The organism is Mesorhizobium sp. M9A.F.Ca.ET.002.03.1.2 (assembly GCF_003952365.1).
Classification (GTDB): Bacteria; Pseudomonadota; Alphaproteobacteria; order Rhizobiales; family Rhizobiaceae; genus Mesorhizobium.
Genome location: NZ_CP034443.1, coordinates 4299084 through 4310638 on the forward strand (window position 1 = coordinate 4299084; position 11555 = coordinate 4310638).

General features: G+C 63.5%; 13 protein-coding genes and 1 pseudogene. 13 read left to right on the forward strand and 1 reads right to left on the reverse strand.

Annotation, left to right across the window (positions count from 1 at the left end):
* Window positions 1-139: 139 nt before the first annotated feature.
* From nrdR to EJ066_RS20700, 12 genes and pseudogenes are all read left to right on the forward strand, one after another.
* Window positions 140-631, forward strand: a complete 492-nt coding sequence (nrdR, locus tag EJ066_RS20645; protein WP_095485765.1) for a transcriptional regulator NrdR — start codon at window positions 140-142, stop codon at window positions 629-631.
* A complete protein-coding gene (gene ribD, locus EJ066_RS20650; protein ID WP_189644547.1) occupies window positions 628-1755 on the forward strand; it encodes a bifunctional diaminohydroxyphosphoribosylaminopyrimidine deaminase/5-amino-6-(5-phosphoribosylamino)uracil reductase RibD in 1128 nt (375 codons plus the stop codon). The genes nrdR and ribD overlap by 4 nt, the downstream gene beginning before the upstream one ends.
* Window positions 1756-1815: 60 nt before the next feature.
* On the forward strand, window positions 1816-2433 hold the full coding sequence (locus EJ066_RS20655; RefSeq protein WP_126041155.1) for a riboflavin synthase: 618 nt from the start codon (window positions 1816-1818) through the stop codon (window positions 2431-2433).
* A gap of 611 nt (window positions 2434-3044) precedes the next feature.
* Window positions 3045-3701 (forward strand): class I SAM-dependent methyltransferase, encoded by a 657-nt coding sequence (locus EJ066_RS20660; RefSeq protein ID WP_126041157.1) that lies wholly within the window; start codon window positions 3045-3047, stop codon window positions 3699-3701.
* A gap of 215 nt (window positions 3702-3916) precedes the next feature.
* Window positions 3917-4148 (forward strand): annotated as a pseudogene (locus EJ066_RS20665) (type II toxin-antitoxin system RelE/ParE family toxin); the annotation flags it as partial.
* An 80-nt stretch (window positions 4149-4228) separates the two neighbouring features.
* Window positions 4229-4723 carry a 6,7-dimethyl-8-ribityllumazine synthase gene (gene ribH / locus EJ066_RS20670; protein WP_091591567.1) on the forward strand — a complete coding sequence of 165 codons (495 nt, stop codon included), beginning with the start codon at window positions 4229-4231 and terminating at the stop codon, window positions 4721-4723.
* Window positions 4720-5220 (forward strand): transcription antitermination factor NusB, encoded by a 501-nt coding sequence (gene nusB, locus EJ066_RS20675; RefSeq protein WP_126041159.1) that lies wholly within the window; start codon window positions 4720-4722, stop codon window positions 5218-5220. The genes ribH and nusB overlap by 4 nt, the downstream gene beginning before the upstream one ends.
* Entirely contained in the window at window positions 5217-6434 is a 1218-nt protein-coding gene (locus tag EJ066_RS20680; protein WP_126041161.1) for an MFS transporter, read from the forward strand. Before nusB ends, EJ066_RS20680 begins: the two co-directional genes overlap by 4 nt.
* Before the next feature lie 157 nt (window positions 6435-6591).
* Window positions 6592-7503: an ABC transporter substrate-binding protein gene (locus EJ066_RS20685; RefSeq protein WP_126041163.1), complete on the forward strand. Its 912-nt coding sequence runs from the start codon at window positions 6592-6594 to the stop codon at window positions 7501-7503.
* 329 nt (window positions 7504-7832) lie between these two features.
* The gene (locus EJ066_RS20690; RefSeq protein WP_126041165.1) at window positions 7833-8999 is read left to right on the forward strand and encodes an ABC transporter permease; all 1167 of its coding nucleotides are present in this window, start codon (window positions 7833-7835) and stop codon (window positions 8997-8999) included.
* The gene (locus tag EJ066_RS20695; protein ID WP_126041167.1) at window positions 8996-9934 is read left to right on the forward strand and encodes an ABC transporter ATP-binding protein; all 939 of its coding nucleotides are present in this window, start codon (window positions 8996-8998) and stop codon (window positions 9932-9934) included. The genes EJ066_RS20690 and EJ066_RS20695 overlap by 4 nt, the downstream gene beginning before the upstream one ends.
* Window positions 9931-10680, forward strand: a complete 750-nt coding sequence (locus EJ066_RS20700) for an ABC transporter permease (RefSeq protein ID WP_126041170.1) — start codon at window positions 9931-9933, stop codon at window positions 10678-10680. The genes EJ066_RS20695 and EJ066_RS20700 overlap by 4 nt, the downstream gene beginning before the upstream one ends.
* Before the next feature lie 24 nt (window positions 10681-10704).
* Here EJ066_RS20700 and EJ066_RS32155 read toward each other — a convergent pair whose 3' ends face one another.
* Window positions 10705-10938: a hypothetical protein gene (locus tag EJ066_RS32155; protein WP_245454950.1), complete on the reverse strand. Its 234-nt coding sequence runs from the start codon at window positions 10936-10938 to the stop codon at window positions 10705-10707.
* Window positions 10939-11017: 79 nt separating this feature from the next.
* Between EJ066_RS32155 and EJ066_RS20710 the strand changes: the two genes are divergently transcribed.
* Window positions 11018-11518, forward strand: a complete 501-nt coding sequence (locus EJ066_RS20710; RefSeq protein WP_126041174.1) for a DUF2165 domain-containing protein — start codon at window positions 11018-11020, stop codon at window positions 11516-11518.
* The last annotated feature ends 37 nt before the right edge of the window (window positions 11519-11555 follow it).

The following is an 11555-nucleotide window of genomic DNA, read 5'->3' on the forward strand; positions in this document are numbered from 1 at the left end:
TTGCCGTCTGGGATGATGCTGGTAATTTTTCGCGCGCCTCGCTATCTCTGAGGCGCGAGAGGCTTTCCCGATCCTTTGCCATCGCGGCAAAAACCTCTAAGCCTTTCGCTCCACGAGAATCGCGAACCGAAGGCCTGCCATGCGCTGTCCCTACTGCCAGTCCGAAGATACGCAGGTGAAGGATTCGCGACCCGCCGAAGACGGCGCGGCGATCCGCCGGCGGCGCGTCTGCCCCGATTGCGGCGGCCGCTTCACCACCTTCGAGCGCGTGCAGTTGCGCGATCTCGTCGTCGTTAAGAAATCCGGCCGCAAGGTGCCGTTCGATCGTGACAAGCTGCTGCGCTCGGTGGAGATCGCGGTGCGCAAGCGCAATGTCGATCCCGAGCGCATCGACCGTGCGGTGACCGGCATCGTGCGCCAGCTCGAAAGCTCGGGCGAGACCGAAGTCGCCTCGGGCGAGGTCGGCCGGCTGGTGATGGAGGCGCTGAAGTCGCTCGACGACGTCGCCTATGTGCGCTTCGCCTCGGTCTATCGCAATTTCCGCGAGGCCAAGGATTTCCACGACGTGCTAGGTGAACTGAAGGGTGACGAGCTCAAGGGCGACGAACTCAAGGAAGAGGACGCTGGCTGAGCATGGCAGGGCGCAGCCAAGCCGAACAAGAGGTTCTTGATCGCCGCTTCATGGCGGCGGCCCTCAGGCTGTCGAGGAAGAACGCCGGGCGGACCTCGACCAATCCTTCGGTCGGCACGCTGATCGTGCGCGATGACGGCACCGGGCCGATGATCGTCGGCGCCGGCGTCACCGCTGTCGGCGGCCGGCCGCATGCCGAAACCGAGGCGTTGGCCGAGGCCGGCGAACTGGCACGCGGCGCCACCGCCTATGTCACCCTGGAGCCCTGCGCCCATCACGGCCGCACGCCGCCTTGCGCCAGTGCATTGGTCGATGCCGGCGTCGCACGGGTGGTCGGGGCCGCGAGCGACCCCGATCCACGAGTGTCCGGCAAGGGCTATGCGATCCTGCGCGCCGCCGGTGTCGAAGTGGTCGAAAAGGTGCTCGAGGCCGAAGCCGCCGAGCAGATGGCCGGCTATATGATTCGATCTCTCAAAAAACGCCCGGAAGTGATTCTGAAACTTGCGCTTTCCAGCGACGGCAAGATCGGCATGGAAGGCCAGGGGCAGGTTTCGATCACCGGCGACATCGCCCGGCGCGAAGTCTATCTGATGCGGGCCGAAGCCGACGGAATACTGATCGGCATCGGCACGGCGCTGGAGGACGATCCGGCGCTGACGGTGCGGTTGCCGGGGCTGGAGAACCGTTCGCCGGCGCGCATTGTGCTCGACCGCCAGATCAGGCTGCCGGAAACGTCGAAACTGGTCGCCGGCGTCGACCGGGTTCCGCTCTACGTCGCCGCCTGCGCCGAAGCCGACCCGCACCGGCGGGCCGCGCTCGAACGCGCCGGCGTGCGCTTCATCGGCACCGAGACGTATGAAGGCGATATTGCGCTGCCGGAACTGCTCGAGGATCTGGCCGCGCTCGGCATGGCGAGCGTGCTGGTCGAGGGCGGCGCCAAGGTGGCCAAGGCCTTCCTCGCCGAAGGGCTGGTCGACCGCATCATGCTGTTCCAGGGGCAGGAACCGATCGGCGAGGGCGGCATTGCATCGCCCATCGACGCCGACCATATCCCGGCGGGGTTCCGCAAATTGCGCGAGATGCGCTTTGGCGAAGATCATTACGCCGAGTGGATAAGACCATGATCCCAAAAGGTGGGAACCGGTTTTGGACAAGATCAAGGTCAAACTGAAAGATAGAGCCTGATGTTTACCGGGATTGTCACCGATGTCGGCACCGTTGCTGCCGTGAAGCCGCTGCGAGAGGGCGTCGGCCTGCGCATCGATACCGCCTATGACCCGCAGACCATCGCCATCGGTGCCTCGATTTCCTGCGGCGGCGTCTGCCTGACGGTGACGGCGCTGCCGGAAAGCGGCGCCAATGCGCGCTGGTTCGAGGTCGAGGCCTGGGAAGAAGCGCTCAGGCTGACGACAGCCATGGGCTGGAAATCCGGCACGAGGATCAACCTGGAGCGGGCGCTGAAGATCGGCGACGAACTCGGCGGCCACATCGTATCGGGCCATGTCGACGGCAGGGCAGAGATCGTGGCGCGCGAGGAGGAGGGCGACGCCGTGCGCTTCACGCTGGACGCACCGCGCGAACTGGCCAAATTCATCGCACCCAAGGGCTCTGTCGCGCTCGACGGCACCTCGCTCACCGTCAACAAGGTCGAAGGCACCCGCTTCGACGTGCTTTTGATCCATCACTCGCTGACGGTGACCACCTGGGGCGAACGCCAGGTCGGCGACCGGGTCAATCTGGAAATCGACACCATGGCCCGTTACGCGGCGCGCTTGGCGGAGGCGGCGAAAGAGGGGCTTTGAATGCCTGTCGTGCAAGCCGTCTTGCCGACTTTGCGATAGTCCGACGAAGAAGACGCTTGCGGATTGGCTTACGAAGCGGTCGAGCCGCTAATGCATGTCGCCCAAGAGTGCGCAGCGGTTTTGGGATAACGACATGCATAAAAACAAGAACTTGAAGCGCGTCGCGCGAATCCCTTGAGACGCGACGCGCTTTTAGAGTCTTCGCGCGCGTACAGCCACTCGAAACGGCCGCAAGGGTAGGCGCGAGGAGTGCGGGTCGAGCTTGATCCGCTGCTGCGTGGCTTGCGGCAATGCCGCTATTTTGCACGGCGGTGAGATTTTTGTTCCCGTTGCGGGTTCTATTCTCGATCGTACGCGCTATAATAAAAACTCCAAACGGAAAATAATCGCCCTCACGCGCCCTGTGTACGCTTCACGAATTTTGTGAAGGCGAAACGGGTATTCGCATTATGAAAAACGGAGCCGTTATATTGGAAAATATTAGCTACGACGCAACTGGTAAGATAAACTTGAACAATATTTATAACAATCCGGAACCGACAGCTTATTTTTCAACTTTGTCTCGCCTCGGCTATCGAATTCCCCAGGAGGCGAAACCTAGATTTCAACGATTGATCGAAGCGCGGCGGAGCGCCACCGAATCCGAACCGGCCAAGGTGATCGACATTGGCTGCTCTTATGGTGTCAATGGCGCGCTTCTCAAGCACGGACTTTCGATGGACGAACTCTACCGGCTCTACGAAGCGGCGGAGGCCGGCGACCCCGGGAAGCTCCTCCAGCGAGACCGCGATCTCTACGCCGAGCCGGCGGATGCTGCGCTCGAAATGGTCGGTGTCGATCCGGCGCATCGCGCGCTATCTTACGCTGTCGATGCGGGTATGCTCGATGCAGGTGTTGCGACCGATCTCGAGAAAGACGATCCCACGCCGCAAGACACGGCAGCGATCGAAAACGCCGACCTCATCATTTCGACCGGCTGCGTCGGCTACGTCACGGAGACCTCGCTGGAACGGCTTCTGGAAACGAGCCTGGACAGCCGCCCATGGATGGCGCATTTCGTGCTTCGCATGTTCGATTTCGGGGCCTCGGAAGAAATGCTGAGCCGGCATGGCTATGTCACGGAAAAGCTGGAGGGGCTGTTTCGGCAGCGGCGCTTTGCTTCCGCCGAGGAACGGCAGCATGTGCTCGACAACCTTCGCAGGGCGGGCGTCGATGCCACTGGCGCGGAGGAGACCGGCTGGTATCTTGCCGAGTTGCATGTCGCATGACCGGAGGAGGTCGCGAAATCGGTGCCGCTCGGTGAGATTCTAAACAGCACCGCCAGACAGTTCGCTTACACCTAGCGGTCTGATTCTAACATTCGCATCCTTTCGACGGTCTCGCTGCGAACGTCAGAATCAAAAGAACCACTAGCAAATATATGTTTCTAGTAGAGTTTTGAATTTGACATTCGCGTCGTGAGCTTGCGGCCTGGTGGGCGTGGCTCCATGGTTTTCTTGCGCCGATAAATAGCCAAGCGGTCGCACCCGTGATGCAGCCTCTGGCTGCCGCGCCCGCTTGGGCTGGCTGAACATCCGCGCATTCGTGAAAGAGTGGAAGAGTTCGAATCGCGCGAAGTCCGCCGCATTTTTGGTGGGCACTACGAAATGCGTTACGAGATCCAGCAATCGACCATCTATGTGCTCCGCCTGTGGCACACGCGAGAAGATCGATAGGCACTGCCGCCGCGCCAACAATCTTCTGCTTGCGATCAAACCGGCTTCGGCCTAAGTCACCGCGTTCCCCGGAGACATCAATGGCTGGCACATCCCAACACGGCAAAGCGTTCATCCGCCCGAAGAAGAAGGCCCACCTTCTTGTCATCGAGGCGCGCTTCCACGACGATCTTGCCGACGCGCTGCTCGAAGGCGCGACAAGCGCGCTCGAGGAAGCGGGCGCGACATACGATGTCGTCACCGTTCCGGGTTCGCTCGAAATTCCCGCTGTGATTTCCTTCGCGCTCGACGGCGCCGCCGAAGGCGGGCCGAGCTATGACGGTTTTGTCGCCCTCGGCACCATCGTGCGCGGTGACACCTATCATTTCGACATCGTCGCCAATGAATCCAGCCGTGCCCTGATGGACCTCTCCGTGCAGGAAGCGGTCTGCATCGGCAACGGCATCCTGACCACCGAAAATGACGAGCAGGCCTGGACGCGGGCCAGACGTTCGGAGGGCGACAAGGGCGGCTTTGCCGCGCGTGCGGCGCTGACTATGATAGCCCTGAAGCAACAGCTGGGAGAGCGATCGTGAGCGAACCCGCATCACCCGGCCAACCCGCGGCACGCCACGCCAACAAGCGCGGCGCTGCCCGTCTGGCCGCCGTGCAGGCGCTCTATCAGATGGATGTGGCCGGCAGCGGCATCTTCGAGATCACCGCCGAATACGAGGCGTTCAGGCTTGGCAAGGAAGTCGACGGCGCGCTCTATCGCGAGGCGGACGCGCAATGGTTTCGCGCCATCCTCGCCGGCGTGGTCGAGAACCAGAAGACCATCGATCCGATCATCCGCCAGGCGCTGACCGAGGACTGGCCGTTGTCCAGGCTCGATTCGACGCTGCGCGCCATCCTGCGCGCCGGCGTCTACGAACTGATGAAGCGAGAGGACGTGCCGGTGGCCGTCATCGTTTCGGAATATGTCGATATCGCCAAGGCGTTTTACGAAGAAGACGAGCCGAAGCTGGTCAATGCGGTGCTCGATCGCGTGTCGCGCCGGGTGCGCGGCGAGGGGCGCGGCAAGGACGCTTCATGACGGCCATCGTTATTACCGAGGCCGGCAGGGACGCGCGCCGCACGGCGCTCATCCTTGCCGCTTCGCAGGCAATCATCGGTTCGGCCGCACCCATCGCCATTTCCATGGGTGGGTTGGCCGGGCACTATCTGCTTGCCGCCGACAAGTCGCTGGCGACGGCGCCAATCACCGGCTTCAACGTCGGCGTGGCGCTCGGCGCATTGCCGGCCGCCGCCATCATCCGCCGGCTCGGCCAGCGCGACGGCTTCATGACCGGCACGATCGTCACCGCGCTCGGTGGCCTGGTCGCCACGCTGGCGCTGTTCCACGCCAGCTTCTGGCTGTTCGCCTTCGGCCTGTTGGTGATCGGCATCGGCGGTGCCTTCGTCCAGCAATTCCGTTTCGCCGCCGCCGATAACGCGCCGTCTGAATTCAAGGCGCGCGCGATCTCCTTCGTGCTGGCCGGCGGCATCGTCACCGCCATCCTTGGGCCGCAGATCGTCATCTTCACCCGCGAATTGTTTGCGCCGGTGATGTTTGCCGGCTCGTTCGCGGCCATCCTGGTTCTGGCGGCGGTCGGCACTGTCATCCTGTCGTTCCTGCGCATCCCGGCCAAGTCAACGGGCAAAGTGGAAGTCACCGACGGCGATGCGCGGCCGCTCTCCGAGATCGTGACAAGGCCGCGCTTCGTGGCGGCGCTGTTTTGCGCCGTCGGCAGCTACGCGCTGATGAGCTTCGTCATGACTGGCGCACCGCTGGCCATGGTCGGCTGCGGCCTGTCGACAGACGATGCCACGCTTGGCATTTCCTGGCATGTCATGGCGATGTTCGCGCCGAGCTTCTTCACCGGCTCGCTGATCCATCGCTTCGGCGCCGAACGGATCGTCGCCACCGGCCTTGTGTTGCTAATCGGCTGCGCCTTGGTGGCGCTCTCGGGCCTGGCGTTGTGGCAATTCTGGACGGCGCTGATCCTGCTCGGGCTCGGCTGGAATTTCGGCTTTATCGGCGCCACCGCCATGGTCGCCGACAGCTACCGGCCATCCGAAAAGGGCAAGGTCCAGGGTTTTCACGATTTCGTCCTGTTCGGCTCCGTAGCCTTCGCCTCGCTGATGTCGGGCGCCGTCTACAATGCCTGGGGCTGGGACATGCTGAACTGGATCATCTTCCCTGTGACGGTGCTGTGCTTCGTGGCACTGGGCGTTTTGAAGGCGACGAGCGCGCGCCGGTCCACCTGACACAACGCTGTCGGGACGAGGCGCGCCGAATTTGCCACGTAGGAACAAAATTATTGCGCCCGTCCCCGTCGTTATGAAACCGTGTACCCCGACGGGGCATTGAAGCCATGCTCATATGCGGCAGCCGTAGTCCGGTTCTCAGCAAGGGATTTGTGAAATGTTTTCAGTCAAGGTTCTGGCCGGCGCGGCTCTGGCGCTCGGCATCGCCGCGGCCTCTGCGAGCGCCCAGGTGGTGGTGTCGTCGAAGATCGACACCGAAGGCGGCGTGCTCGGCAACATCATCCAGCTGATGCTGAACGCCAACAACATCCAAACCACCGACCGCATCCAGCTCGGCGGCACTCCGGTGGTGCGCAAGGCGATCACCGCCGGCGAGATCGACATCTATCCGGAATACACCGGCAATGCCGCCTTCTTCTTCGAAAAGGCCGACGACCCCGTGTGGAAGGATGCCGCCAAGGCCTATGAGACGGCCAAAAAACTCGATTACGACGCCAACAAGATCGTCTGGCTGTCGCCGTCGCCGGCCAGCAACACCTGGGCGATCGCGCTGCGCAAGGAGGTCGCCGAGACCAACAAGCTGGCGACGCTGTCCGACTTCGGCAAATACGTCTCGGGCGGCGGCCAGGTGGTGCTGGCGGCCTCGGCCGAGTTCGTCAATTCGGCGGCAGCGCTTCCGGCCTTCCAGACCACCTATGGCTTCACGCTGAAGCCGGACCAGCTGATCACGCTGTCCGGCGGCGATACGGCGGCGACCATCGCCGCTGCGGCGAACCAAACCAATGGCGCCAACGCCGCCATGGTCTACGGCACCGACGGCGGCATCGCGCCGTCCGGCCTGGTCGTGCTCGACGACGACAAGGGCGTACAGCCGGTCTATCAGCCCGCGCCGATCATCCGCGAGGCGGTGCTGAAGGAGCACCCCGAAATCGAGACGCTGCTGAAGCCGGTCTTCGCCAAGCTCGACCTCGTCACCCTGCAGGAATTGAACGGGCGCGTGCAGGTCGGCGGCGAGCCGGTCAAGGGCGTCGCCGAAGACTTTTTGAAGAAGAATGGCTTTTTGAAGTAGTCGGCACGCAGTTGGGAACGTGACACCGGTGCGAGTGGGAAAGGCGCGGTTGGCGGAACTGCCGATCTCCCCCTTGCGGGGGAGATGTCCGGCAGGACAGAGGGGGGTGCTGTCCCGCCGACCTGCCAACCAATTGTAACAACGGCATCTGGCAGGTTTCATTTCCAGCAGGCCCTTAATCCGACGGTCGCGATCCTTCACACCCCCCTCTGTCCTGCCGGACATCTCCCCCGCAAGGGGGGAGATTGGATGTCGCCTCGGCTTTCGCCAATCTCCAAAGTTGCCGCCACGCCCGCGAGGCCTTCGCTCGCTTATCCGAAGGGTTTTCAATGACCATCCGCTTCGACAAGCTCGGCGTGGTCATCGCCGCGATCGTTGCCTATGCGGCTTTCCTCGCCCCCTTCGCCACCTTCCGCGCCAACCGCATCGTGCCCGGCGAAGCGCGGCCGATTCTGGAGGCGTTGCCGCCAGCGATAGGCTCGCTGCTGCTGGCGATCGTCGTCGCCGCGGCGCTCATCGCGCTGTTGAAGACGCCGCTGATCCTGCGCCTTGCCGCCAGTTTGGTCGCGCTTGCAGCACTGGCGCTGCTGATCGGCGTCGCCGGCAGCTTCCTGACGCCTGAGGGCAATACCTTTGCCCGCGTCTCGCCCGCGTCGGGCTTCTGGCTGCTCATCTTCGCCTTTACGCTTTTGCTCGCCGATGTGCTGACAAGGTTGAACCTGTCGCCCTGGGCGCGGGTCGGCGTGCTTGTCGTCGCGGCAGCATCGGTTGGCCTGCTGTTGGTCTCGGGAAGCTGGGACAATCTGTCGATCCTCAAGGAATACGCCAATCGTGCCGGCAGCTTCTGGGCCGAAGGCTCCAAACATGTGACGCTGGCGCTGGGTTCGCTGGCGGCGGCGGTAGTCGTCGGCCTGCCGCTCGGCGTCCTCTGCCATCGCGTCGAAAAATTGCGGGCCGGCGTGCTGAACGTGCTGAACATCATCCAGACCGTTCCCTCGATCGCGCTGTTCGGCCTGTTGATCGCGCCGCTCGGCTGGGTCGCAACGCATGTGCCCGGCGCAGCCTCCCTCGGCATTCGCGGCATCGGCACCGCGCCCGCCTTCGTCGCCCTGTTCCTCTATTCGCTGCTGCCGGTGGTGGCCAACACCGTGGTCGGTCTTGCCGGCGTGCCGCGCGCCGCCAACGACGCCGCGCGCGGCATGGGCATGACCGATCGCCAGCGCCTGTTCGGCGTCGAATTCCCGCTGGCCTTCCCGGTGATCCTCACCGGCATCCGCATCGTGCTGGTCCAGAACATCGGCCTTGCCACCATTGCCGCGCTGATCGGCGGCGGCGGCTTCGGCGTGTTCGTGTTCCAGGGCGTCGGCCAGACGGCGATGGACCTGGTGCTGCTCGGCGCCGTGCCGACGGTGGCGCTGGCCTTTGCCGCCGCCATCATCCTCGACGCGGTCATCGAAATGACCTCCACCAAGAGACGCGAGGCACAACCCGCATGATCGAGATCGAGGGCATTACCAAGCGCTACGACGCGACAGCGGTGGTCGACGACGTGTCGATGGTGATCGAGCCGCGCACCATCACCGTCATCGTCGGCACCTCCGGCTCCGGCAAGACGACGCTGCTTCGCATGATCAACCGGCTGGTCGAGCCGACCTCGGGCGTGATCAAGCTCGACGGCGCCGACAACCGCTCGCTGCCCGGCTACGAGCTGCGCCGCAGCATCGGCTACGCCATCCAGGGTCATGGGCTGTTTCCGCATCGCACGGTGGCGCAGAACATAGCTACCGTGCCGGTGCTGCTTGGCTGGGATGCGGCCCGCATCAAGCGCCGTGTCGACGAGTTGATGACGCTCTACCAGCTAGATCCTCAGGCATTCGGGCCACGCTATCCGCACGAGCTCTCCGGCGGACAGCAGCAGCGCGTCGGCGTCGCCCGCGCGCTGGCTGCGGAGCCGAACGTGCTGTTGATGGACGAGCCGTTCGGCGCACTGGACCCGATCATCCGCAACAAGGCGCAAGAGGATCTTTTGGCGATCCAGAAGCGCTTCGGCACCACCATCATCCTGGTCACCCACGATATGGAAGAGGCCGTGCATATGGGCGACAAGATCGCGGTGATGGATGCCGGCAAGCTGGTGCAGTATGCCAAACCTGCCCAGATCCTGGCGAAGCCGGCCAGCGCCTTCGTCGAAACCCTGGTCGGCGCCAGCGAAAAACCGTTCAGGCTGCTGTCGCTCGGCCGCGTGCGCGACGCGGTGGAGAAGGGGATCGCCGAAGGCGAGGCGATCCCCGGCGACGCCAGCCAGCGCGATGCGCTGGCCGAACTCCTCTGGTCGGGCCGGCCGGCGCTGCCGGTGAAAGACGCCGACGGCAAGCCGCTCGGCCGCGTCACGGTGGACGGGCTGGTGAAACGCGCGGCGAGGCCGGCATGAAAGCCTGCCTTCCCTCGCTGCTCAGGCTTGTTCTGGTGCTGCTGCTGGCGGCCTTCGTGACCAATCCCGGTTGGTTCGAACCGCTGCTGAAGCCGCTGACCGAGAACAACGCGCCGGCGATCTACAATCAGGGTAGCCTGCTGACGCTGACGCTGCTGCATCTGAGGACCGTGCTGATCGCTACCATGGCCGCGGTCATCGTTGCCGTGGCGCTCGCCATCCTGGTCACCAGGCCGGCCGGCGTCGAATTCCTGCCGCTGTCGCGCAGCCTGGTCAATATCGGCCAGACCTTTCCGCCGGTGGCGGTGCTGGCGCTTGCCGTGCCGGCCGTCGGCTTCGGCGAAAAGCCGACGCTGATCGCGCTGTTTCTCTACGGCCTGCTGCCGATCTTCGAGAATGCGCTGACCGGGTTGACGACGCTGCCGGTCAATGTGGTCGAGGCGGCGCGCGGCGCCGGCATGACCGGCTGGCAAAGGCTGATCAAGGTCGAGCTGCCGCTCAGCGCGCCGATCATTCTCGCCGGCATCCGGCTGTCGGTGGTCATCAGTCTCGCCACCGCGACCATCGGCTCGACCGTGGCGGCCAAGACGCTGGGCGAAGTGATCATCGCCGGTCTGCTGTCGAACAACCTCGCCTTCGTCCTGCAGGGCGGCCTGATCGTCGCGGCCCTTGCCGTGCTGATCTATGACGGGCTGTCGGCGATCGAGCGCTATACCGCGCGGCGCATGGGGCGGGAGGCGGCGTAGCGTCTCGGGCGAAGCTCTCTGGTTTCAGTCTCCGCTCGAACGGGCCGGGTGATCGAGCGTCAGTTCGAGCGTGATGCCCGTCTCGCCGGCGATCCAACGGCGGCGGATGACTGCAAAATCATACGGTCTTCCGGCTTTCACAAAAGAAATCAGATCACCCACGGCGCAACCACTGTCGAGATCGAGGGCTTCGACAGTCTCCGCAATGCCTTGCTGGTCGGCATAATGTCTCGCGATGGTGGTGAGCATGATGATCACTGGAGCGCCGGTTGCGCGATCTTCGGGACTCGGCGATTGATCTGTCCGATGCCCCGATCTTTCAGCAGGAGTTCTTGCCATGACCTTGCGTTTCTCCAAGATCGTCATGTGTCTGTGTCTGGCGGTTTTCGCCTTCCTCGTTGCTTTCGGCAACATCACCGATTACGGCTCAAACTTCGCCTTTGTCCAGCATGTGCTGAGCATGGACACGACCTTTCCCGGCAACGCGCTGATGTATCGCTCGATCACCAACCCGTCATTGTGGACGGCCGGCTACTGGTTGATCATCCTGGGCGAGGCATTGACCTGCCTGCTCTATCTGATCGCGGCCTGGAATTTGTGGCAGGCGCGCAATGCCAGCGGGCAGGCTTTCAACGACGCCAAGAAATTCGTGGTGATCGCCGCCACCATGGGTTTCCTCGTTTGGTATTTCGGCTTCATGGTCGTCGGCGGCGAGTGGTTTGCCATGTGGCAGTCTTCGACATGGAACGGCCAGGAGGCGGCGTTCAAATTCTACATGACCATGCTGGCGGTGCTGATCTTCGTTGTCCAGCCTGACGGCGACCTGCGCAAAGGCTGACGACCACCAGCCGATTTCAATCGATCTAAACCGGCGG